The sequence below is a fragment of the uncultured Sphingomonas sp. genome (assembly GCF_913062585.1).
In the GTDB taxonomy this organism is placed as follows: domain Bacteria; phylum Pseudomonadota; class Alphaproteobacteria; order Sphingomonadales; family Sphingomonadaceae; genus Sphingomonas.
In genome coordinates this window covers 12,694-35,957 of the sequence record NZ_CAJXWX010000017.1, presented here as the reverse complement: position 1 = coordinate 35,957, position 23,264 = coordinate 12,694, and the positions used below count along the sequence as shown (strand labels likewise).

Below are 23,264 nucleotides of genomic sequence, written 5' to 3'. Positions count from 1 at the left end.
GTGCCTTAAATCCCGGCATACCAGTCGTAATCGACGTGATCTTCCCAGTAGCCCCCCTTGCCCAAACCTATGTTGGACAGATTCTCTACCGCATCGATCCGCATCAGATATTTGGCGTGCTTGTAGCCCAGCTGCCGCTCGACCCGCAGGCGCAGGGGCGCGCCGTGGCCGACGTCCAGCATTCGCCCGTTCATGCCCCAGGCCAGGATCGTCTGGGGATGGAAGGCGTCGATCAGGTCGAGCGATTCGTAATAGGGCTGGCCGCCGTAAAGGTCGGCGCAGGTGAAGACGACGTAGCGCGCCCGGCTGCTGATATTCGCGGCCTTCAGGATGTTGCCGAGCATCGGCCCGATCCACTCGCCGATCGCGCTCCACCCCTCGACACAATCGTGGCGGGTGATCTGGCGGCGGGCGGGAAATTCGCCGATCTGCCTGAGCGAGAGGGAGAGGGGCCTGCCGACCAGCCCGCCGACCTTCAGCCGCCAATCCTCGAAACGGTTGGCCAACATTGCGGCATATTCGGGCGTGCCGGGATTGCGCGTGCCGTTGGTGCGGAAAAAGGGCGACATCTGGTCGCGGCGATATTCGGGGGCCAGGGCACCCCGGTCCATCAGCGCGCGCTGCAGGCCTCTCTGCATATCCTCGCCCGCGAACAGGATCTTGCGCGCGGTCGGCTGCTGGATGACCTTGTCGCAGCCCGCAAGGAGGAGCCCGGCGCCGCCGGTCAGGATGGTGCGGCGGCGTATCATTCGGGTATCCTCCAGCGGCCGGTGATCATCGAGCGTAATTCGTTGAGCGGTCCGGCCAGAATGACCAAGACCAGATGGACGATGAGGAACAGCGCCAGCGCGCTTGCGGTGATGAAGTGGATCGAGCGCGCCGATTGCCGCCCGCCGAGTATCTCCAGCACCCAGGGCCATGCCGCGTTCATGCCCGGCGACAGCGCGATGCCGGTCAGGATGGCAAGGGGCAGCGCGACGAACAGGACCGCGACATAGCTGAGCTTCTGGAACAGATTGTAGCGTCTCGGATCGTGCTCGTCATGGAAACGGAACGCCAGATGCCGCCGAAAGTCGGCCCAGATCGCGGACGGGCGCAGCTCCCGACCCCGGATGCGCAGGTCGCGCTGGAAATGGCGCGTGACCAGCCCGCCGATCATATAGGCGAGCAGCCCGAAGCCCAGCACCAGCGCGAAGAACAGGTGCCAGCGCCGCGAGATGGCCAGGTTGTAGCGCGCCGGAATGGTCAGCCAGCCGGGGAAATGCGGCAGGGTCGCCCAGGCCGGATCGAAATTCGCGCCGTACCGACCCCAATAGAGCCGGGGATGCGCGTTGGAGATGCCCAGCCCCGATCCCAGCAGGATCAGCACCGCCACCGCATTGACCCAGTGCCAGACGCGCGTCACGACACCATGGCGCCGGATGACGGTGCCCGGCTTTTCCGGGGGTCTTTCCGGCTCGGTCGGCGTTCCGGCTTCCATCCACACTCCCTTTCGGTGACTGTCCATGATCGACAACTGGCATTTCTACGAACCCGTCAACGGTCATGGGCTGGCGCATGATCCGCTGAACGCGATCGTCGCGCCGCGTCCCATCGGCTGGATCGGCAGCCGGTCGAGCGCGGGCGTCAACAATCTGGCACCTTACAGCTTTTTCAACGTCTTCAACTACCGCCCGCCGCTGATCGGTTTTTCGTCGCAGGGGTGGAAGGATTCGGTCGCCAATGTCGCGGATACGAAGGTGTTCACCTGGAACCTGGCGACCATGACGCTGGCCGATGCGATGAACGCCAGCGCGGCGATGGTCGGGCCCGAGGTGGACGAGTTCGGTCTGGCCGGCGTCACGGCCCAGGACGGGCAGATGGTCGCCGCCCCGCGCGTGGCCGAAAGCCCCGTGTCGTTCGAATGCCGCCTGACCCAGCTCATCCGGCTGGAGACGAAGGAGGGCCGCGAGCTCGACCAGTGGCTGGTCATCGGCGAGGCGGTCGGCATCCATATCGCCGCCGACCTGATCGAGAATGGCATCTACCAGACGGCCCGCGCCCGCCCGATCCTGCGGGGCGGCGGCCCGGTCGACTATTTCGAGGTGACCGAGGCGGCGCGGTTCGAGATGCGGCGGCCGGGATAAAGGCGATCGTCCCTTGCATTCGTTTGCACCGCAATGGGATCCGCGTTAAAAGTTAATTGAGGTTATGGCGTCAGAATGACCTTCCAGCGTGGAGGCATTCGATGATCCGATAATATGAGGGCCATATTCATCGTGCCGGGGCAGAGCCGGGCGCGATGAGGCAGGATGGCCGGGGGTGGGCCGATCCTGCCGTGACAGAGTTCGACCGCATATCACCGGGGTGGGGACCGATGGGGTGATAGCGCGGATATTTCCGATTAGATCAAAAGGCACCCCGATGCTGCTCAAATGGCTCGAAATGCGCGCCGCGTTGACGCGCACCATGACCGAACACCGCGCTTTGTGTAATGCGCCCACGCCCGATGTCGCCGCGATCAGTCGAAGCCGCTGGCTGATCTCCAACGCCAGCCGGCAAAGGGCCGCCTGGTTCGTGACGACCGTGAATCCTCTCGCCGAACGGCTGGCGGATAGGCCGAGCGGGGCGGCCTGGCTGGCGTTGCAGGCCGACATGCCCGCCTATCGCCATCGCATATCCAGTTTCGTGTCGCGCTGGCCGACCGAGGCGGTCGTCGAGGACTGGTCCGGTTATCGCCATGACGTCGCCGAGCTGCGCTTCGCGATCGCGCAGTGGCTGCGCCGCGAGGATGTCGCGATCCGCGCGCTGGCGGTGGAGCAGGAGGCCATGGCCGTCCTGCCGCCGGTCACGGCCTGTCAGGCATAGCCCCGCCAGAAGAACACCGCCGTCGTCACCGTCGTCAGGAGCAGCGTCCACCCGCGGATCAGCCCGGCGGGCAGCTTGCGCCCGATCAGCGCGCCGCTCCACCCGCCGACGATGCCGCCCGCCAGCATCGGCAGGCACTGCGCCCAGGCCACCATGCCGGTGACGACGAAGACGAAGGTCGCCGCCGCATTGGCGGTCGCCAGCATCAGCGTGCGGGGTGCTGCGAGCTGTGCCGGGTTGCGGCCCGACAACAGCCCCCAGGCGGCGGTCACCATCATGCCGATGCCGCCGCCGAAATAGCCACCATAGATGCCCAGCACCGCCTGCGCACTCATCAGCGCGCGCGGGCCGGGCCTGGCGATCCGCGCCAGCCAGTCCGAGGCATGGCGCCCGCCCGCAATGGCCAGCGTCGCGGTCAGCAGCAGCCAGGGCACGATCAGGTCGAAGGCGCGCGGCGGGGTGAGGAAGAGTAGGATGCTGCCCAGCAGCGCAAAGACGAAGGTCAGCACCGCCATGCGCCGCATCGTCACGCCCATCACCGGCTCCAGGCCGTGGCGATAGGCCCAGACGCTGGCCATGGCGGCGGGCTGCAGCGCGACATTGGAGGTGGCGTTGGCGATGGTGGAGGGCAGGCCGAGCGCGATCAGCGTCGGCATGGTCGAGAAACTGCCCCCGCCCGCCAGCGCGTTCATCGCACCCCCGACAAAGCCCCCGGCGGCGGCGAGGGCGAGGAAGGTCCAGTCGGTCATCGGGCTGGGTAACGCATGGCGCGAGGCTTCCGTGCCTTATCCAAAGGCGGGGGGCAAGCACTTGGATATTCCTCCCCTGCAAGGGGAGGGGGACCATGCGCAGCATGGTGGAGGGGTGTCCCGCTCTCGAGAGGGTGACACCCCTCCGTCAGGCCTTCGGCCTGCCACCTCCCCTTGCAGGGGAGGAAAATATCACCCCAGTGCCGCGAACTTCTCTTCCGCCTCGCGGTCCAGCTGCGCCCGGCTCTTCTTCTCGGCGGCGGTCTTCAGCTGGCCGCAGGCCGCGTCGATGTCGCGGCCGCGCGGCGTGCGGACCGGCGCGGAGATCCCCGCCTCGAACACGATGTCGGAGAAGCGGCGAATCCGCTCCGGGTCCGAACATTCATAGGGCGCGCCGGGCCAGGGGTTGAACGGGATCAGGTTCACCTTGGCGGGCAGCTTGAACTGGCGAAGCAGGCGGACCAGCTCGTGCGCATCGGCATCCGAGTCGTTCTTGTCCTTCAGCATCACATATTCGAAGGTGATGCGCCGGGCATTGTTCGCGCCCGGATAGTCGGCACAGGCCTGAAGCAGTTCCTCGATGCCGTATTTCTTGTTGAGCGGCACGATCTCGTCGCGCACGTCCTTGGTCACGGCATGGAGCGAGACGGCCAGATTGACGCCGATCTCTTCGCCCGCGCGCGCCATCATCGGGACGACGCCGCTGGTCGACAGGGTGATGCGACGCTTGGACAGTGCCAGGCCGTCGCCGTCCATCACCAGCTTCAGCGCATCGCGCACCGCATCGAAATTATAGAGCGGCTCGCCCATGCCCATCATGACGATGTTGGTCAGCATCCGCCCCTCGGGCTGGCTGGGCCATTCGCCCAGCGAGTCGCGCGCCAGCATCACCTGCCCGACGATCTCGCCGGCGGTCAGGTTGCGGACCAGGCGCATCGTGCCGGTGTGGCAGAAACGGCAGTTCAGCGTGCAGCCGACCTGGCTCGACACGCACAGGGTGCCCCGATCGGCGTCGGGGATGAACACCATCTCGTAATCCTGCCCGTCGGCCGAGCGGAGCAGCCATTTGCGCGTGCCGTCGTTCGACACCTGCGCCTCGACCACCTCGGGACGGCCGATGACGAAGCGTTCCTCCAGCCAGGGGTGCTGCGCCTTGGCGATGTCGGTCATGTCGGCAAAGCGCACCGCGCCGCGATTATAGAGCCAGTGCCAGATCTGCTTGGAGCGCAGCTTGGCCTGTTTCGGCTCCATGCCCGCCGACAGCAACGCCTCGCGCAACTGGTCCTTGGTCAGGCCGATCAGGTCGACGCGCCCATCGGGACGCGGCTGCACGCCGCGCGGCACGGGCACGGGGTCGATGTGCCCCGGAATGGGCATGAGGGCGGCCGAAACTGTCTGCATGCGCTCGCCATAGCGCAAAATGGCGAGGATTTCCATCCTCCCCTGCAAGGGGAGGTGGCAGGCCGAAGGCCTGACGGAGGGGTATCGCCCTCTCGATAGCGGGACACCCCTCCGACGCGCTACGCGCGCCACCTCCCCTTCCAGGGGAGGAAAATTCTTAACCCGTCACACACGCCAGTGTCGCCGCGTCGATCGCCGCCGCCGCGCCGGCCAGCGCATAGGTGTCGGCGAAGGGGCGGTGGCGCGGGTCGACGGTCGAGGCGCTCATGCTGCGGCCCGATCGCATGGCGACGACCAGCGCGTGATCGGTCGCCGCGTCGGGGGCCCAGACGTCCTGCGCAGAGCCGACCAGCGGGAAGCGCCGTTCGCCGATCGCCAGCGTCACCGGCGCGGCGCGGTCGCGCGGGGTGCTCAGATGAAGGGAGAAGGAGGCGCGCAGCCGCTTGGCGGGCCAGGTCCCGACGCTGGCGAAACCGCCGGCGCGGCCGTTCGCCAGTAATGGCTTGGCGATGGCATAGCAGCGATCGGGATCGCGAAACGCGCCCCAGCCCTTATAGATGCCGATCGTCTCGCGCGCGAGGACGGGGGCGGCGATCAGCGCCATGATCAGCGCCAGCCGCTTCATGGCGCGGGCCGGTGGATCAGCGTCTCGCGCCCGCCCTCGATCATGACGATGGACCCCTGCGGCAGGCGTTCGGCGACGGGCACGCCGCACAGGGGATCATCGGCCAGACCCAGCATCAGCCCGCGCAGCACCCGGCTCGACAGGCCGTGCATCAGGATCAGCCGGTCGCCGTCATGATCGGCCGTATCGGCGACCCAGGCGCTCAGCCGGGCGGCCATCTGCGCATAGGTTTCGCCATCGGGCGCGCCCACCGCCATGCCGTGCGGATGGACGATGGAGCCGTGGATCGTGGCCAGCGCGGCGAAATCCTGCCCGCCCCAGCTGCCGAAGCCCAGTTCGATCAGCCGTAGATCCTGCCTGGTCCCATGCCAGTCGAGGTTCAGATGCTCGGCGATCACCGACAGCGTCTGAAGCGCGCGCCCCGTCGGCGAGGACCAGAGCGTCAGCGCGGGCGCCTCGCCCAGCCGTTCGCGCAACGACTCGCCGATCGCCTCGGCCTGCGCGAAGCCCTTGCGGGTCAGCGGCGTGTGCAGCTCCACCCGGTCGCCCTGGATGCGGCCGATCCGGTTGAACACCGTCTCGCCATGCCGGGCGATATAGTCGCGGCCCTTCCGGGCAACGGGGCGTCGGGGCGGGGCGGGGTGCGCGGTCATGGCCGCCGATCCCTGTCGCGGCTGTTGCCGGGATGCAACGGTTTTTCCTGTTTAGCTGAGGTTCATGCAACGCAGCGGCTTTCGGGCCATTGGTGCGCCGACCGCCGAATGTAACGGCGGCCAGTACAGTAATGGAGTATCATGTATGCGTAAGCTCATGCTCGCCGCCCTGGCGACCTCGGCCGCGGTCGCTGCGGCCGCCCCCGCCGCCGCCCAGACCGCGCAGCCCTTCACGGGATTCCGCGTCGAGGGCCTGATCGGTTATGACAGCCTCAACGATCGTCAGGGTCAAGACAAGAGTTCGAGCGACGGCGTGCTCTATGGCGCCGCGATCGGATACGACATTCCGGCGGGCCCGGTGGTGCTGGGCGCCGAGGGCGAGATTTCGGGCAGCAGCTCGGACACGCGCAGCAACGGCATCCGCGTGCCGGGCGACGAGTTCCGCCTGGGTGCGGGCCGCGATCTCTATGCCGGTGGCCGCGTCGGCTACATCATCTCGCCGGTCGCGATGGGTTATCTGAAGGCGGGTTACACCAACGCCAAGTTCGATGCGCGCTACACCACCGCGGGCGTGACGACCGTCAATTCGCAGGAAGTCGGCGGCTATCGCCTGGGCGCCGGCCTGGAATATGCGATCAGCCCCAACACCTTCGTGAAGGGCGAATATCGCTATTCCCATTATGACGAACTGGACGGCGTCGGCATCAACCCGAACCGCCACCAGCTGATGGCGGGACTGGGTCTGCGTTTCTAAAGGATCGCGGGTTTTCCACATTAACGGTGGTTTTACCCCAATGTTGGAGGGGTCGGAGCCTTGCTCCGGCCCCTTCTTCGCGGGTAGGAACCAAGGCCATTTATCACTATCGGAATCGGACCATGCGGTCGTTCCGGCGGGGGATTTCGAGATGAAGGCGACGATCGAACGCGCAACGCTGCTCAAGGGGTTGAGCCATGTCCAGTCGGTGGTGGAGCGGCGGAACACGATTCCGATCCTGTCCAACGTGCTGCTGGAAGCCACGGCCGAGGGGCAGCTGCGCATGATGGCGACCGATCTGGACCTCCAGATCAACGACAGCGTCGCCGCCGCCGTCGACCAGCCGGGTTCGACCACCGTGTCGGCGCACACTCTGTTCGATATCGCGCGCAAGCTGCCCGAGGGTGCGCAGGTCCAGCTGACCGCCGCCGATGGTCGCATGACGATCGTGGCGGGCCGCGCGCGCTTCTCGCTCGGCACCCTGCCGCGTGACGACTTCCCGGTGATCGCGGAGGGCGAGCTGCCGACCCAGTTCGAGCTGCCGGTCGAGCTGCTCAAGCAGATCATCGACAAGACGCGCTTCGCCATCTCGACCGAAGAGACGCGCTATTACCTCAACGGCATCTTTCTGCACGTCGCCGAGGATAATGGCGCGCCGGTGCTGAAGGCCGCCGCGACGGACGGCCACCGTCTGGCGCGCGTCACCATCGAGCGTCCGAACGGCGCCGAGGGGATGCCCGACGTGATCGTGCCGCGGAAGTGCGTGGGCGAGTTGCGCAAGCTGCTCGACGAGGTGGACGGCTCGGTCGGCGTGTCGCTGTCGGGCACCAAGATCCGCTTCGACCTGGGCCAGGCGATCCTGACCTCCAAGCTGATCGACGGCACCTTCCCCGATTATAGCCGCGTCATCCCGACCGCGAACGACAAGATCCTGAAGCTGGACCCCAAGGCATTCATGCAGGGCGTCGACCGCGTCTCGACCATCGCGACGGAGAAGACCCGCGCGGTGAAGATGGCGCTGGACCGCGACCGGATCACCCTGTCGGTGACCAGCCCCGAAAACGGCACCGCGTCGGAAGAGGTGCCGGGTGAGTACACCTCGCTGGGCTTCGAGATCGGCTTCAACAGTCGCTATCTGCTCGACATTCTCGGCCAGATCGACAGCGACCTGGTCGAAGTCCACCTGGCCGACGCCGCCGCGCCAACGCTGATCCGCGAGAATGACAAGGCGCCCGCACTCTACGTGCTGATGCCGATGCGGGTGTAAGACCCAAATCCTCCCCGCTCGCGGGGAGGGGGACCACCCGCAGGGTGGTGGAGGGGGATCGCCACGGGGGACGTCCTGTGTGGAAGCCCCCCTCCGTCAGGCCTTCGGCCTGCCACCTCCCCATGCTGGGGAGGATCGTTTAAGGCGGACGTAATGCTCACCCGCCTGGTCCTGACCGATTTCCGCAATCACGCCGACCTCGCGCTCTTCCCGAGCGCGGGGTTCGTCGTGCTGACCGGCGAGAATGGTGCGGGCAAGACCAACGTCCTCGAGGCTGTGTCGCTGCTCGCACCGGGCCGGGGGCTGCGCCGCGCGGCGCTGTCGGCGATGGCGCGGCAGGGGGGCAAGGGCGGGTTCGGAGTCGCGGCGACGCTCGACGGCGATGTCGAGATCGCCACCGGCGCGCTCGCCGCCGCGCCGGAGCGGCGGGTGGTACGGGTGCAGGGGGCGGCGGCGAGCGCCAATGCGCTAGCCGACTGGCTGTCGGTCCTGTGGCTGACCCCGGCGATGGACCGGCTGTTCGTCGAGCCTGCCTCCGAGCGGCGGCGGTTCCTGGACCGGCTGGTGATGGCGCTGGCCCCGGCGCATGGGATGCATGCGACCCGCTATGACGCGGCGATGCGCGAGCGCAACCGGCTGCTCGCCAGCGAAGGTCCGGTCGATCCCGACTGGCTGAGCGCGCTGGAGGCGCGGATGGTCGAGCATGGTGCGGCGATCGACGCAGGCCGCGTGGCGGCGGTGGCGGCGCTCGACCAGCGGCTGGCGGACGCGCCCGACAGCGTCTTTGCGCGCGCCGCGCTGGCCCTGGAGGGCGAGGCGGTGGAGGCGGGCGCCTTCGCCCATGCGCTGGCCATGGGGCGCAGGCGCGATGCGGCGGCGGGACGCACGCTGGTGGGTCCGCACCGCGCCGACCTGCTGGTCACCCATGTCGCCAAGGCGCAAGCGGCGGCCTTGTGTTCGACCGGCGAACAAAAGGCGCTGCTGCTCGGCATCGTGCTGGCCCATGCCGACCTCGTCACCGAACGGCGCGAGGTGCCGCCGGTGCTGCTGCTGGACGAGGTGGCGGCGCATCTCGACCCGTCGCGCCGCGCCGCGCTGTTCGAGCGGCTGGCGGGGCGGGGGCAGGTGTGGATGACGGGGACCGAGCCGGGCTTGTTCACCGATGTGCCGGAGGCGGCGACTCGGGTGACGTTCTGAGGTTTCGGGTGGGGGCGTTGGTCTCGGTGAGACACCGGAGCCCTCCCCCATCCCCTCCCGCCTGCGGGAGGGGTGCGTGACTGGGCAAGGTTTGGAAGCGTTTCGAGATGGGCTCCTGAGGCCGAACCCAAGCACGCCCCTCCCGCAGGCGGGAGGGGATGGGGATGGGGGAGGGCAGGGGGCCTCGCAGAGCACACCGTCAGAAGCGCCTCACCGACACAATTTCATCGCCACCATATCCAGCGACCGATCATAGCTCGCCAATTCCCCGCCGCTCAGAAACCCCTGTTTCGCCACAAACCCGTCGGCGTCGCGGCGGATGCGATCGACTTGGTTCCATAGTCCTTGCGCCTGGGGCTGGGTCAGTCGACGCGCCTTGCGCGCGGTGCTGATGTCCGCCTGCAGGATATTGGCGCGCATCGCGATATGGGCTTGCAGCCGGTCGCGGATCGCGCCGCCGGTGGGCGCGCGCAGGCGGTGCTGCTGCGCCAGGTTGCAGCTGGGATAGTCGCGCCGCATCGGCTGGGCCGAGGCGGGAATGGCGGCGAGCGTCGCCAAAAGGGTCGAGAGGATGAGCGTCTTGCCGGTCATCGCGTGTCTCCTATGCAGATCCGGGAAAGGTACGCGCGGGATGCCCTCCCGGCTCCCGATCCTGGCATGAAATCGGCGTCAGGACCGCCGCCTCGCCGCGCGGGCCTGTGGGTGAGGGAAACGGCCCCCTGTCCCTCCCATTTCGCTTTCTTTGGGGCCCTGTAATTCCTATATACTCGCTATGGCAGATACCCCCCAGACGAACGAATATGGCGCCTCTTCGATCAAGGTGCTGAAGGGCCTCGACGCGGTGCGCAAGCGGCCGGGCATGTATATCGGCGACACCGACGATGGTTCGGGCCTCCATCACATGGTGTTCGAGGTGTCGGACAACGCGATCGACGAGGCACTGGCGGGGCATTGCGACCGCATCGACATCCAACTGAACGCCGACGGCTCGGTCAGCGTCACCGACAATGGTCGTGGCATCCCGACCGGAATCCACCCTGAAGAGGGCGTGTCGGCGGCCGAGGTCATCATGACCCAGCTCCATGCGGGCGGCAAGTTCGAGAACACTAGCGACGACAATGCGTACAAGGTCTCGGGCGGCCTGCACGGCGTCGGCGTGTCGGTGGTCAACGCGCTGTCCGAATTCCTGGACCTGACCATCTGGCGCGATGGCGAGGAGCATTACATGCGCTTCGCGCACGGCGACGCGGTCGCGCCGCTGAAGGTCGTCGGCAAGGCCGAGCCGGGGCAGAAGGGCACCCGCGTCACCTTCCTGCCGTCGCCCGCGACCTTCAAGATCACCGAGTTCGATTTCGACAAGCTGGAGCATCGCTATCGCGAGTTGGCCTTCCTGAACTCGGGCGTGCGCCTGTTCCTGACCGATGCGCGGCATGAAGAGCCCAAGACGGTCGAGCTTTATTATGAGGGCGGGATCGCTGCCTTCGTGAAGTGGCTGGACCGCTCCAAGTCGCCGCTCTTCCCCGAACCCATCGCTATTCATGGCCAGCGCGATGCGATCGGCATGGACGTCGCGCTGGAGTGGAATGACAGCTATTATGAGAACGTCCTGGCGTTCACCAACAACATCCCGCAGCGCGACGGCGGCACGCATATCGCGGCCTTCCGCGCGGCGCTGACCCGCACGCTCAACAATTATGCCGACAAGTCGGGCCTCCTGAAGAAGGAGAAGGTGACGCTGACCGGCGACGACATGCGCGAAGGCCTGACCGCAATCGTCTCGGTCAAGCTGCCCGATCCGAAGTTTTCGAGCCAGACCAAGGACAAGCTGGTCTCGTCCGAGGTGCGCCAGCCGCTGGAATCGCTGATCGCCGACAAGCTGGCCGACTGGCTGGAGGAAAATCCGCAGAACGCCCGCGCGATCGTCGCCAAGATCATCGACGCCGCCGCCGCGCGCGAGGCCGCCAAGCGCGCGCGCGAGCTGACCCGGCGCAAGGGGGTGATGGACATCGCCTCGCTGCCCGGCAAGCTGGCCGACTGCCAGGAGCGCGATCCGGCCAAGTCCGAACTCTTCCTGGTCGAGGGTGACTCGGCCGGTGGCTCGGCCAAGCAGGGGCGCAACCGCCATTTCCAGGCGATCCTTCCCCTGCGCGGCAAGATCCTGAACACCGAGCGCGCGCGGTTCGACCGCATGATCTCGTCCAAGGAAATCGGCACGCTGATCCAGGCGATGGGCACCGGCATCGGCCGCGACGATTTCAACGCGGACAAGCTGCGTTACCACAAGATCGTCATCATGACCGACGCAGACGTCGACGGCGCGCATATCCGCACGCTGCTGCTGACCTTCTTCTATCGCCAGATGCCCGAGCTGATCGAGCGCGGGCACCTCTACATCGCCCAGCCGCCTTTGTATAAGGCGACCAAGGGGCGGTCGGAAGTCTATCTGAAGGACGACACCGCGCTCGACGAATATCTGGTTGAGGCGGGCGTTTCAACCATGGTGCTGGAGGGTGCGGGCGGCGCGCGGTCGGGCAACGACCTGAAGGCGCTGGTCGATCATGCACGGCGGATGCGCACCCTGATGCGCTATGTCCCGCGTCGCTACGATGCGTCGATCATCGAGGTGCTGGCGCTGGCCGGTGCGCTCGACCCCGTGCTGACCCGCGAACAGCGCATGGCGACGGTGGTCGAGACCACGCGCCGTCTGGAATCGGGCGATCACGAGGCGCGCTGGTCGGCCCGCCTGACCGAGGACGGCGGCGTCCATTTCGAGCGGCTGTGGCGCGGCGTGACCGATCACCACATCGTCGAGGCCAGCTTCATCGCCTCGGCCGAGGCGCGCAAGCTGCACACACTGGCCGCCGAACAGGCCGAGAGCTTCGCCCAGGCCGCCAAGCTGGTGCCGCTGCGCAGCGCCGCGACCGAGCCCTCGGCCGATGTCGTGGCGACCGATGAGGAAGGCCACAGCACCACGCTGGCACGCGGCGAGACCCGCGTGGCGCGGCCGAGCCAGCTGCTCGACGCGATCCTGACCGCCGGCCGCAAGGGGCTGGCGATCCAGCGCTATAAGGGTCTGGGCGAGATGAATGCCGAGCAGCTGTGGGAAACCACGCTGGACCCGGCCGTCCGCTCGATGCTGCGCGTGACGTCGGACGATGTCGCGGCGGCGGACGAGGTGTTCAGCCGGTTGATGGGCGAAGTGGTCGAGCCGCGCCGCGAGTTCATCCAGGACAATGCGCTGAACGTGGCGAATCTGGACGTGTAAAATCCCCCGCTCCGTTCAGCCTGAGCGAAGTCGAAGGCCAAGGGAATTCCTTAGACCTCGACTTCGCTCGGTCCGAACGAAACGGAGGAATGGTGGCATCGGGACGTAGGAGAGAGCAGGCATGAAGGCGATCGCACTGGGACTGATGCTGATGGCGGGCGGGACCGTCGCGGTGGCGCAGCAAAAGCCTGCCGCTCCCGCCATCCCGTCCTATATCACCGCCGCGCTGGCCGACCCTGCGCGCGCCGATCAGGCGGGTGACGACGAACGCCGCCAGGCGGCCGCCGTCATCGCCTTTTCGGGCGTGAAGCCTGGTAACACGGTCATCGATTACCTGCCGGGCAAGGGATACTGGACCCGCATCTTCTCGGGCGTGGTCGGGCCCAAGGGCCATGTCTATGCCTATTGGCCCGCCGCGGCGCAGAAATATGCCGAAGGGACGCTGGGCACGCTACAGGGCCGCAACCTGGCGAACGTAACGGCGCAGGTGCAGGGGGTGAACCTGCCCGCCGCCGATCAGCCGGTCGACCTGTTCTGGACCGTCCAGAATTATCATGACGTCGCCAACAAGAATGCCGGCGAACCAGCGCTGCGCGCCTTCGACCAGGCGGTGTTCAAGGCGCTGAAGCCCGGTGGCATCTATGTCATCATCGACCATGCCGATGCGGTGGGCAAGGGGCTCGCCAATACGAACACGACCCACCGGATCGACCCCGATTACGTCAAGCGCCAGGTCCAGTCGGTCGGCTTCCGCTTCGTCGGTGAGAGCAAGGTTCTGCGCAATCCGGCGGACGATCATTCGAAGAACGTGTTCGATCCGGCCGTCCGGGGGCATACCGACCAGTTCGTGTTCAAGTTCCGCAAGCCCTGACACCGAAGAGATGGCGTATCTAAAGCCCCTCTCCCGGCAGGGGGAGGGGTTGGGGAGGGGCGAGAGCCACGAGTAATGGTCTCGGTGAGACCCCGTGCCCTCCCCCAGCCCCTCCCGCCTGCGGGAGGGGAGCGGTATTGGTGAGAAAAGCCCCCCAACCGCCGTTCAGCCCGAGCGAAGTCGAAGGCCACGGGACCGCCGTTTCGGCTTAAACCACCACCCGCAACACCGCCCGGACCCCGGAATGTGCCGGGTCATATTCCACCGCCGTTTGCAGGCTCTGCGCCATCGCGCGGATCAGCTTGGCGCCCAGGCCGGTGCCCTTGGGCTGCTGGCCCTCGGCCATGCCGCAGCCGTCATCCTCGACCGTCAGCACGCAATGCCCGTCCGCCTCGGTCACGATGATCCGCACCTCGCCCCCGCGGCCGGGATAGGCATATTTGCAGGCGTTGGTGACCAGCTCGGTCACGATCACGCCGATCGACACCGCCCGGTCGGTCTTGACCCGCACCGGTTCGGCGACCAGCCTCAGCGTGCGCGGCAGCATGTCGTTGGACCAGCTTTCGCCCAGCTCCCCGATCAGCGCGCCGAGATAGTCGCGCAGGTCGACCTGCTCCACGTCATTGGCGGTATAGAGCCGCCGGTGGACCTGCGCGATCGCGCGGATGCGGCGCTGCGTGTCCTCCAGCGCCTCGCGGGCGGGGCCGTCGGCCATGGCGCCCCTCTGCAACCCGATCATCGCCGAGACGAGTTGCAGCGAGTTGGCGACGCGGTGGTTCACCTCGCTCAGCATCGCCTCCAGCCGGGCGTTGGAGGCGCGCAGCTCGGCCTCCGCCGCCGCCTTGGCCCGCTCCAGCCGGGCGCGGTCGAGCACCTGCGCGAAGCTGGCGGAGAGCAGGTCGAAGAAATCATCGCCCACCGTCTTCACCACATAGTCCGCCGCACCGGCCTTCAGCGCGGCGACCGCGACGCGGCCCTCGTCCGATCCCGTGACATAGACGACGGGCGGCGGATCGGGCAGCGCGGTGATCGCGGCCAGTGTCTCCAGCCCGTCCAGGCCAGGCATATAATGGTCGACTGCGACCAGATCGAACCCGCCTTCCGCCGCCATCGCGACGCCCTCGTCCCCCGAGGCCGCCGCCGCCACACCATAGCCCCGCCGCGTCAGCGCGCGCGACACCAGCCGCCGCAATGCGTCGTCATCGTCGATATAGAGGATGCGCGCACCCTCCATCGCAGGCGTGGCGGGCGTTTCGGTCAGGCTTCGACTTCCGGCACCTGGATGACCGAGAGGAACAGGCCCAGCTGGCGGATCGCCTGGGCGAAATTCTCATAGTTCACCGGCTTGGTGATATAGACGTTGCAGCCCAGATCGTAGCAGCGCTGGATCTCGATCTTGTCGTCGGTGGTGGTCAGCACGACGACTGGCGCGCGGCGTAAGGGACTGCCCTCCTCCTTGATCCTGGCCAGGATGTCGGTGCCGCTCATGTCCGGCAGGTTCAGGTCGAGCAGGACCATCGCCGGGCCGCTCTTGGCGGGGCCGTCGGGCGAGTTGAAAAGATAATCGAGCGCGGTGGTGCCGTCGGTGAAATGGCGGATGTCGTTCAGGATGCCGGCGCGCCGGATATTCTTCTCGATCAGGCGGGCATGGCCCTCGTCATCCTCGATCATGACGATGCCCACGGAGCGATGGTCGTTCATTCAGGCGCCTTCGATGGAAAGGGTGGGGGGTAGCGACAGGAAGAAGGTCGCACCTTCACCCAGTCGAGACTCGACGGAAATCGTGCCGCCCAGACGATAGGCCAGCGCGCGGACATGGGCCAGCCCGATGCCCTCGCCCGGCTGGTCCTGCTGGCCGGAGCGGCGGAACAGATCGAAGATGCGCTGATGGTCGCGCGGATCGATGCCCCGGCCATTGTCGCGCACCGCCACGATGACGCGGCCCGGCGTTTCGGTGGCGGACACATGCACCTCGGCCGCGCGGTCGGGATGGCGGTATTTGGTCGCGTTCTCGATCAGGTTGGACAGGATCTGCTCCAGCGCGATCCGGTCGCTGACCACCACCGGCATCGGCCGCGCGATGTGCAGCGTCACGCCGCGATCGTCGATGACGTGGCGGATCGAATCGGCAATCTGGTCGACCAGCTGGTCCAGCGCGATCATCTCGGGCGCCAGCACGCGGCGGCCCTCGCGGCTGAGCTTCAGGATGGCGTTGATCAGCCGGTCCATCTTGGCGGTGGAGGTACGGATGAAGCCGATCGCCTCGGGCAGGTCCTCGCGTGCGGCCAGCCGTGCCTCCTCGGTCACGATATGCGGGGCCTCCGCCTCGGCGCGGTCGATCAGCGCGGCGAGCGGGCCGGTCGCGGCGGACAGCTCGGCGGTGAAGCCCATGACGTTGACCAGGGGCGAGCGCAGGTCGTGGCTGACGATATAGGCGAAACGCTGGATCTCCTCGTTCGCCAGCGCCAGGTCTGCGGTGCGTTCCTTGACCTGATCCTCCAGCGTGGCGTTCAGCACCGCCAGCGCGGTGCGCGAACGGTGCAGGTCGCGGGTATAGCGGCGGATGGTCAGGAAGGTGACGACGACGACCGCTAGGAACAGCAGCGCGGCGATCGCCATGACGGCGGAGAAGGTCTGGCGACTGGTGGCCTGCTCGGCGTCGCGCAGCGCGAGAAGGCGGCGTTCCTCGCGCGCCATGGCGTCGAACACGTCGCGCAGCTTCTGCATCCGCTGCAGACCGCTATCGGCCCGGAACTGGCGCAGCGCATCGGCACCGCGTCCCTGCTGGACCAGCGCATTGGTCTGCCGCTGGGCCTTGTCGAGATCGGCCAGCCGCTGCTCGATCACCGCCATCGGCGCGGTCTGGCGCGGATTGTCGGCGGTCAGACGGCGAAGTTCGGCGACCTGCGGCAGAAGCTCGGCATGGGCACGCTCGAAACTGGCGAGAAAGGCCGGACCGCCCGCCAGCATATAGCCGCGCCGGGCGGTTTCCTGCTGCTCGGCCAGGCGGCGCACCTCGATCAGCACGCCTTCGACGCGATAGGTGTGGACGACCCAGTCGCTGTGCCGGTTCGTCTGGCGCACGACATAGCCCGCCGCGCCCGCCGCGACGAGCAGCGCCAGAAAACCGATCGCCATGGCGGCGACCAGGATGCGGCCGATGGGATTTTCGGTCGGTGCGACCGTGGGGGACCCCTGCATGGCGCCATGCCTTATCGAAGGACAAGCGAGGACGCCAGAGCCGTTACGTCGGCATTACGGCATCAATTAAACGTTGAGTTACAGCAGCAGCTCCTGCGGGCTGGGCCGCCCGACATGCCCGCCGCCGCGCCGCCGCGCCATCTCGGTCTCGGCGGTGAAGCGGACATCGGGATCGCGGTCGGTGAGGAAGCCGACCAGCGAATCCTCGTCGATCTCGCGCCAGTCCTTGCCGCGATCGGGGCCGTAGCGGACACGCGGCAACAGCCCCGGACTGCGCGACCATTCGAGCAGCTGCGCCAGGCTCGCCTCGTTCAGCTGGTCGCGCAGGTGATGCGCGGTGACATAGGCGTCCGGGAAAGCGCGGTGGATGGGCAGGCCGCGCTCATGCACCAGCCCCTGCGGCTTGCGCCAATAGCGCAGCACCTGGTTGGAGAAGCTGGGGCTGTCGGGCCACAGGCGCAGCGCGCATTTCCAGGTGCAGATCCATTCGGCCGACTGGGTCATGGCGGGGGTGCAATATTGCTGCTCGAAATCGGCGCGGTGCGCGGCCAGCGCCAGGCGGCGCGGCCAGGGGTCAAGCACGCGGCGCGCGACGTCATGCCACCAGGGGGCGTCGGCGACCTGCTCGTCCAGGATATGGTGGATGGCCTGGGTGATCGGCGGGATGGGGCGGCCGGGATTGACCAGGATGCTTCCGCCTTCGCCCTCCAGCTCCCAGCGGCCGTCCTTGCCCAGCGCCACGTCCTGCCAGCCGATTTCGCACACGCCGTGGGTGGGCGGGGCCTGTCCGGTGGTCTCCAGGTCGATGACGCGGATGATCTGGGGCTGGGGACGCTGCATCGGCCCTATGTGGGCGTTCGAGCCCCGAAAAGCGAGACTTTATCCGATCAGCGCGCGGTCACGCAGCCCGCGCCAGACATGGAGCGCCTGTACGGTTTCCGCCACGTCATGCACGCGGATCAGCTGCACGCCCGCTTCGGCGCCCTTGATCGCCAGCGCCAGCGACCCGCCAAGCCGGGCGTCCACGGGGGCCTCGTTCGACAGCGCGCCGATCATCCGCTTGCGGCTGGCGCCCAGCATGATCGGGCAGCCCAGGCCGTGGAAGATGGCCAAGCCGTTGATCAGCGCCAAATTGTCGGCCAGCGACTTGCCGAAGCCGATGCCGGGATCGACCATGATCTTCGACCGGGGAACGCCCGCCGCCGCGACCGCCGCGACCCGCGCCTCCAGCCAGTCGAACACCTCGGTCAGGACGTCGCCATAGCCCACCCGGCCATGGCCGCCCTTGTCCGGATCGGGCGAGTGCATCAGGATCACGGGGCAGCCCGCCCTGGCGACGACCTCCAGCGCGCGGTCGTCCCACAACAGGGCGGCGACGTCGTTGACGATGCCAGCCCCCGCCGCCAGCGCGGCCTCCATGACGGCGGCCTTGCGCGTGTCGATCGACACCAGCGCGCCGCCCCTGGCGAGGCGTTCGATGACGGGGGCGGTGCGGGCGATCTCGTCGCCTTCCCAGACGGTCGCCGCGCCGGGGCGGGTGGACTCGCCGCCCAGGTCGATCACGCTCGCGCCCAGTGCCGCCATCGCCATGCCGCTATCGGCCGCCGCCGCGGGATCGCCGACATGCTTGCCGCCGTCGGAGAAGCTGTCAGGCGTGACGTTCAGGATGGCGGCGACCTGAGGCTGGTCGAAACGCAGCGTGCGCTGGCCCATGACCCAGGGAGTGCGGGGGGTGGTGAAGGCGGCGTGGAGGGCCTCGGCGCGGGGGGAGCCGCCCAGTTCCGCTGCGAAGCGCGCGACGGGGACGATGCGACGGCTGGCCCCTTCGCGGATCTCATAGGCCGCGAACCACTGCATCCCGCCCGCCAGGCGCAGGGCGCTGCCGTCCTCCAGGCCCACGGGAGTGTCGACGAACTGGATGGGGCGCAGGTGCATGAGTTTGTCCTAAAATCCTCCCCGGCACGGGGAGGTGGCAGGGCGAAGCCCTGACGGAGGGGGGCTGCCACATAGGTCGTCCCGTGCGGCGATCCCCCTCCACCACCGCTTTGCGGTGGTCCCCCTCCCCGTGCCGGGGAGGATCGTTTTACGGCTGCGTCGCCAGCAGCCAGGTCTGGCGCATCGCGTCGATCGGCTTCAGCGCCCCCTCCAGCTCATAATGCCAGAAGGTCCACCCATTGCAGGTCGGCCGGTTCTGCAGCACCGAGCCCAGCCGGTGGATCGACCCGGCCTGGCCGCATTCCGACAGAAGCGACCCGTCCGCCCGCACCGTCGCGCGCCATTTGCGCTTGGCGTCCATCAACGGCATCCCCGGCATCAGATAGCCGTTCTCGACCAGCGTCCCGAACGCCACCTTGGGCTGCGCCTTGGGGCTCTGCATCGTCGCCAGCGCGCTTTCGTCGAGTGGCAGGGCGGCCTCGATCCGCTCGATCGCGGCGGCGCAATAGGTGGGCTCGCGCTCGATCCCGATCCACTGGCGGCCCAGCCGCTTGGCGACCGCGCCGGTGGTGCCGGTGCCGAAGAACGGGTCCGCCACGACATCGCCCGGCCGCGTGCACGCGAGCAGGATGCGATAAAGCAAAGCCTCGGGCTTCTGGGTCGGATGGACCTTGTGCCCGTCCTTCTTCAGCCGCTCCTGACCGCCGCAGATCGGAAATTCCCAGTCCGAGCGCATCTGGATCTCGTCGTTCAGCGTCTTCATCGAGCGATAGTTGAAGGTGTATTTCGCCTTCTCGCCCTTGGACGCCCAGATCAGCGTTTCGTGCGCGTTGGTGAAGCGGGTGCCCTTGAAATTGGGCATGGGGTTCGACTTGCGCCAGATGATGTCGTTGAGGATCCAGAAACCCAGATCCTGCACCGCGGTCCCGACGCGGAAGATGTTGTGATAGCTGCCGATGACCCAGAGCGAGCCATTGTCCTTCAGGACGCGGTAGCATTCGGCCAGCCAGGCGCGGGTGAAGGCGTCATAGGCGGCGAAGGTGTCGAACTTGTCCCAGGCATCGGTGACGGCATCGACATGGCTGCCATCGGGGCGGAACAGCTCGCCGCCGAGCTGGAGGTTGTAAGGCGGGTCGGCGAAGATCATGTCGACCGACTTGTCGGGCAGCGAGCGGAGCGCCGCGATACAGTCGCCCATCAGGATCTGGTTCAGCGGCAGGTCGCTTTCGCGGTGCGCCGATACCGGCCGTGTCATCGTTTGGATGACCCCCATCGTTAACCGTCCCTTCTACCCTCGAACCCTCGCATCCACCCGGAACGAGTCGGTCGTCAAGAGGCGATTCGCGGCCGCGACTCGCGGGATTCCGGGCGATTCGGCGATGCGTTGCGATTTTGTGGCAGATATTGGGGCTGTGGATAACTTTGCCCCCAAGGTGATGTGGGTGTGGCGAAGGCGACTCGGGCCAACCCAAAATTCCTCCCCATCGTCAGATGGGGAGGGGGACCGCGCCCGTCAGGGCGTGGTGGAGGGGCAGGGCCGGTCCGTCCGCCCCTCCACCATCGCTGACGCGATGGTTCCCCTCCCCAAGCATGGCTTGGGGAGAAATTTCAGAGGTCCAGGTAACATTGCGCCACGGGCGCGAAGCTGCGGCGGTGGAGGGGCGTCGGGCCATGCTCGCGCAACGCCGCCAGATGCACGGCCGAGCCATAGCCCTTGTTGCTGCGCCAGCCATAGGCGGGATAGGTCTCCGCCGCGGCGATCATCATCTCGTCGCGGACATGCTTGGCGACGATCGAGGCCGCGCCGATCGCCTGCGACTTGGCATCGCCGCCGACGATCGCGGTGGCGATGTAATCCCATTTTGGCAGTTTGTTACCGTCGACCAGCACATGCGCGGGATGGCATCCCAGCGTCTCCACCACCGCATCGACCGCCAGCGTCATCGCCTTCATCGTCGCCCAATAGATATTGAGCCGGTCGATCTCCTCGGGATGGACGATCCCGACGCCGACGACGGCACAGGCGCGTATCTCGGCACACAGGCGCGCGCGCGTCTTTTCGGTCAGCTTCTTGGAATCGTTGATGCCGCCGGGGCAGTCGCGTTCGGGAAGGATGACGGCGGCCGCCACCACCGGCCCCGCCAGCGGCCCGCGCCCCGCCTCGTCCACGCCGCACAGGGGCATGGGAAAGCTGTGATCGACCATGTGGGGGCCTTATCGCGGTGGCGTTGCGTTGGAAAGATGATCCTCCCCGGCACGGGGAGGGGGACCAGCCGCAGGCTGGTGGAGGGGGCGTGCCGCAAAGGACGTCCGATGTGGCAGGCCCCCCTCCGTCAGCACTTCGTGCTGCCACCTCCCCGTGCCGGGGAGGATCATCCCCAGCGCGCGGCGAAGGCGGCCGCGTCCCAGCCTTCGCGGCTGAGCGCGGCGAGCAGGTGGTAGAAAGGCACCATGCCCATCCCATGCCCCATCGGCCCATGCCCCTGGCCCAGCCCCGGCGCGGCGGCGAGCGCGGCCTGGACGAAGGCGATGGCCCGGTCGACCGCGTCCGCCAGCGGCATGTCCTGGCCCAGCCCGGTCGCGATCGCGCTCGCCAGCGTACAGCCGGTGCCATGGGTCGAGCGCGTGTCGAGCCGGGGATGCTGCCAGCGCTGTTCGCCGCCTCGCTCGACCAGCCGGTCCTCGATCACCGGCCCTTCGCCATGCCCGCCCTTGACCAGCAGCGCGCGGGTCCAGTGCCGGACGACCGCCTCGCCGCCCAGCGCCGCGAGTTCGGGCAGGTTGGGCGTGGTCAGCGTGGCGATCTCCAGCAATCGGCGAAAGGCTGCGATGGTGTCGGCATCGGCCAGCACCGATCCGCTGGTCGCCACCATCACCGGATCGAACACCACGGGCAGGTTCAGCGTCTCCAGCCGGTCGGCGAGCGCATGGGCGGTCTCGGCCGATCCGATCATCCCGATCTTGACCGCATCCGCGCCGATATCGGCCAGCACGCTGTCGATCTGCGCCATGACCATGGCGGTCGGCACGGGATGCGCCGCCTGCACCCCCAGCGTGTTCTGCGCAGTGATCGCGGTGATCGCGGTCATGGGGTGGCCGCCCAGCATCGCGACCGTCTTGATGTCCGCCTGGATCCCCGCACCGCCCCCGGAATCGGAACCGGCGACGATCAGGATGCGGGCGGGGCGGGGCACGGTCATAATAATCTTTGCCATGCCGTTTCGGGCCGGATGGAGCAAGCGGCGCATGGGTGCGATCCGGGGCACACCCGTCATTGCGGATCGGGAAAACCAAGCGATCGTAAGGCTTAACCGATTGTCGCCTAGGATGCGGCGCGTATCGGCTTCGTGGCGTCTTGGTAACGTTTCGTTTCCGTGCGTGCCTGCACCTTTCCTTGTTGCGCTGCACTATTATTTCGGGAGCGCATCCAACCCGCATTTGTCGCGTTGCTGCGCCCTGAGATATCGACTGGACGGCTGCACAAGGGAGACCCAATTTGATCGTCGACGCCGTACCCCGCACCCGCATCATCATAGCGGAGGTCTGGCGCCCGTTGCTGGCGCTGTTCGTCTGGGACGTGATCGTCACGGTTGCCTATTATGTCCTGCCCTTCAAGGCGCCGTCGCTGCCGCTGACGCTGTTCGGTACCGCGCTGGCGCTGTTCCTCGGCTTTCGCACCAACTCGGCCTATCAGCGCTGGTGGGAGGGGCGGCAGCTCTGGGGCCTGATGATCAACGCCTCGCGCAACATCGCCCGCAGCGCGCGCAACTTCCTGCCCGACCCCGACGCGCACGACCTGAAGCGCTCGATCGTGCTGCGCCAGATCGCCTATGTGAACGCATTGCGTTGCCAGCTCCGCAAGCAGCCGGTCGATGGCGAGGTGCTGCGTTTCCTATCGCGCGGCGAGGCGGAGCCCGCGCTGAGCCGCACCAACACCGCCAATGGCCTGCTCGACGGTACCGGCCGTCGCATCGCCGATGCGCAGCGCAAAGGCTGGATCGACACCATTCAGCAGACGCAGATGGAATCGGTGCTGGTCGACATCGCCAATTCGCAAGGCGGCATGGAGCGGTTGAAGAACACGCCGCTGCCCAACCAGTATCGCTTCATCCCCGCCTTCTTCACCCGGCTGTTCTGCGTGCTGCTGCCGATCGGCCTAGTCGAGACTCTGGGCTTCGCGACCCCGGTCGGCTCGTCGATCGCGGGGCTGATGTTCCTGGCGGCGCTTCAGATCGGCGACGACCTGGTTGATCCGTTCAGCGACACGGTCCACGACCTGCCGCTCAGCGCGATGTGCCGGACGATCGAGATCGACCTGCTCCAGTCGATCGGCGATCCGGCACCCGAGCCGATGAAGCCGGTCGACGGGGTGCTTTGGTAATTTCTTGATTCCTCCCCTGTAAGGGGAGGGGGACCATGCGCAGCATGGTGGAGGGGTGTCCCGCTCTCGATAGGGCGACACCCCTCCGTCAGGCTTACGCCTGCCACCTCCCCTTGCA

Annotated in this window: 23 protein-coding genes; 8 read left to right on the top strand and 15 right to left on the bottom strand. The window is 67.4% G+C overall.

Annotated elements, in window-relative coordinates; genetic code table 11:
* Positions 1-5: 5 nt before the first annotated feature.
* Both QZ546_RS12060 and QZ546_RS12055 read right to left on the bottom strand, forming a co-directional pair.
* The gene (locus tag QZ546_RS12060) at positions 6-749 is read right to left on the bottom strand and encodes a molybdopterin-dependent oxidoreductase (protein ID WP_294237739.1); all 744 of its coding nucleotides are present in this window, start codon (positions 747-749) and stop codon (positions 6-8) included.
* Entirely contained in the window at positions 746-1,480 is a 735-nt protein-coding gene (locus tag QZ546_RS12055) for a cytochrome b/b6 domain-containing protein (protein ID WP_294237736.1), read from the bottom strand. Before QZ546_RS12055 ends, QZ546_RS12060 begins: the two co-directional genes overlap by 4 nt.
* Before the next feature lie 25 nt (positions 1,481-1,505).
* Here QZ546_RS12055 and QZ546_RS12050 point away from each other — a divergent pair, with 25 nt between their 5' ends.
* Both QZ546_RS12050 and QZ546_RS12045 read left to right on the top strand, forming a co-directional pair.
* Positions 1,506-2,126 carry a flavin reductase family protein gene (locus QZ546_RS12050; protein ID WP_294237733.1) on the top strand — a complete coding sequence of 207 codons (621 nt, stop codon included), beginning with the start codon at positions 1,506-1,508 and terminating at the stop codon, positions 2,124-2,126.
* 277 nt (positions 2,127-2,403) lie between these two features.
* Entirely contained in the window at positions 2,404-2,847 is a 444-nt protein-coding gene (locus tag QZ546_RS12045; protein ID WP_294237730.1) for a hypothetical protein, read from the top strand.
* Here the strand turns inward: QZ546_RS12045 and QZ546_RS12040 are convergent.
* The 4 genes from QZ546_RS12040 to QZ546_RS12025 all read right to left on the bottom strand — a co-directional run bounded on the left by QZ546_RS12040 (position 2,838) and on the right by QZ546_RS12025 (position 6,275).
* Entirely contained in the window at positions 2,838-3,596 is a 759-nt protein-coding gene (locus QZ546_RS12040; protein ID WP_294237727.1) for a sulfite exporter TauE/SafE family protein, read from the bottom strand. The genes QZ546_RS12045 and QZ546_RS12040 overlap by 10 nt on opposite strands.
* A gap of 192 nt (positions 3,597-3,788) precedes the next feature.
* Complete coding sequence (rlmN, locus tag QZ546_RS12035; protein WP_294237724.1) at positions 3,789-5,033, bottom strand: 23S rRNA (adenine(2503)-C(2))-methyltransferase RlmN; 1,245 nt, start codon at positions 5,031-5,033, stop codon at positions 3,789-3,791.
* 121 nt (positions 5,034-5,154) lie between these two features.
* Entirely contained in the window at positions 5,155-5,622 is a 468-nt protein-coding gene (locus QZ546_RS12030) for a hypothetical protein (RefSeq protein WP_294237721.1), read from the bottom strand.
* A complete protein-coding gene (locus tag QZ546_RS12025) occupies positions 5,619-6,275 on the bottom strand; it encodes a histidine phosphatase family protein (RefSeq protein ID WP_294237718.1) in 657 nt (218 codons plus the stop codon). Before QZ546_RS12025 ends, QZ546_RS12030 begins: the two co-directional genes overlap by 4 nt.
* A gap of 145 nt (positions 6,276-6,420) precedes the next feature.
* On the opposite strand from QZ546_RS12025, the gene QZ546_RS12020 reads away from it, so the two are divergent.
* The 3 genes from QZ546_RS12020 to recF all read left to right on the top strand — a co-directional run bounded on the left by QZ546_RS12020 (position 6,421) and on the right by recF (position 9,493).
* Complete coding sequence (locus QZ546_RS12020) at positions 6,421-7,029, top strand: outer membrane beta-barrel protein (RefSeq protein WP_294237716.1); 609 nt, start codon at positions 6,421-6,423, stop codon at positions 7,027-7,029.
* A 151-nt stretch (positions 7,030-7,180) separates the two neighbouring features.
* Positions 7,181-8,296 carry a DNA polymerase III subunit beta gene (gene dnaN, locus QZ546_RS12015; RefSeq protein WP_294237714.1) on the top strand — a complete coding sequence of 372 codons (1,116 nt, stop codon included), beginning with the start codon at positions 7,181-7,183 and terminating at the stop codon, positions 8,294-8,296.
* Between the two features lie 153 nt (positions 8,297-8,449).
* Complete coding sequence (recF, locus tag QZ546_RS12010) at positions 8,450-9,493, top strand: DNA replication/repair protein RecF (RefSeq protein WP_294237711.1); 1,044 nt, start codon at positions 8,450-8,452, stop codon at positions 9,491-9,493.
* Between the two features lie 210 nt (positions 9,494-9,703).
* On the opposite strand, the gene QZ546_RS12005 is transcribed toward recF, so the two are convergent.
* A complete protein-coding gene (locus QZ546_RS12005; RefSeq protein WP_294237709.1) occupies positions 9,704-10,084 on the bottom strand; it encodes a hypothetical protein in 381 nt (126 codons plus the stop codon).
* A 181-nt stretch (positions 10,085-10,265) separates the two neighbouring features.
* On the opposite strand from QZ546_RS12005, the gene gyrB reads away from it, so the two are divergent.
* Both gyrB and QZ546_RS11995 read left to right on the top strand, forming a co-directional pair.
* On the top strand, positions 10,266-12,758 hold the full coding sequence (gene gyrB, locus QZ546_RS12000) for a DNA topoisomerase (ATP-hydrolyzing) subunit B (protein WP_294237706.1): 2,493 nt from the start codon (positions 10,266-10,268) through the stop codon (positions 12,756-12,758).
* Positions 12,759-12,879: 121 nt separating this feature from the next.
* Complete coding sequence (locus QZ546_RS11995; protein ID WP_294237703.1) at positions 12,880-13,629, top strand: methyltransferase; 750 nt, start codon at positions 12,880-12,882, stop codon at positions 13,627-13,629.
* Between the two features lie 208 nt (positions 13,630-13,837).
* On the opposite strand, the gene QZ546_RS11990 is transcribed toward QZ546_RS11995, so the two are convergent.
* From QZ546_RS11990 to thiD, 8 genes are all read right to left on the bottom strand, one after another.
* A complete protein-coding gene (locus tag QZ546_RS11990) occupies positions 13,838-14,863 on the bottom strand; it encodes a response regulator (RefSeq protein ID WP_294237699.1) in 1,026 nt (341 codons plus the stop codon).
* A 23-nt stretch (positions 14,864-14,886) separates the two neighbouring features.
* Positions 14,887-15,330: a response regulator gene (locus QZ546_RS11985; RefSeq protein ID WP_294237697.1), complete on the bottom strand. Its 444-nt coding sequence runs from the start codon at positions 15,328-15,330 to the stop codon at positions 14,887-14,889.
* Positions 15,331-16,830, bottom strand: coding sequence for a sensor histidine kinase (locus QZ546_RS11980; protein WP_294237695.1), 1,500 nt, complete (start codon positions 16,828-16,830; stop codon positions 15,331-15,333).
* A 78-nt stretch (positions 16,831-16,908) separates the two neighbouring features.
* Positions 16,909-17,670 (bottom strand): exonuclease domain-containing protein, encoded by a 762-nt coding sequence (locus QZ546_RS11975; RefSeq protein ID WP_294237692.1) that lies wholly within the window; start codon positions 17,668-17,670, stop codon positions 16,909-16,911.
* A gap of 39 nt (positions 17,671-17,709) precedes the next feature.
* A complete protein-coding gene (gene folP, locus QZ546_RS11970; RefSeq protein WP_294237689.1) occupies positions 17,710-18,765 on the bottom strand; it encodes a dihydropteroate synthase in 1,056 nt (351 codons plus the stop codon).
* Positions 18,766-18,913: 148 nt separating this feature from the next.
* On the bottom strand, positions 18,914-20,038 hold the full coding sequence (locus tag QZ546_RS11965; protein WP_294237686.1) for a DNA methyltransferase: 1,125 nt from the start codon (positions 20,036-20,038) through the stop codon (positions 18,914-18,916).
* A gap of 335 nt (positions 20,039-20,373) precedes the next feature.
* Positions 20,374-20,970 (bottom strand): ribonuclease HII, encoded by a 597-nt coding sequence (locus tag QZ546_RS11960; protein WP_294237684.1) that lies wholly within the window; start codon positions 20,968-20,970, stop codon positions 20,374-20,376.
* A 167-nt stretch (positions 20,971-21,137) separates the two neighbouring features.
* Entirely contained in the window at positions 21,138-21,965 is an 828-nt protein-coding gene (gene thiD, locus QZ546_RS11955) for a bifunctional hydroxymethylpyrimidine kinase/phosphomethylpyrimidine kinase (protein ID WP_294237885.1), read from the bottom strand.
* A gap of 296 nt (positions 21,966-22,261) precedes the next feature.
* Here thiD and QZ546_RS11950 point away from each other — a divergent pair, with 296 nt between their 5' ends.
* Entirely contained in the window at positions 22,262-23,146 is an 885-nt protein-coding gene (locus QZ546_RS11950; RefSeq protein ID WP_294237681.1) for a bestrophin family protein, read from the top strand.
* Positions 23,147-23,264 lie beyond the last annotated feature (118 nt).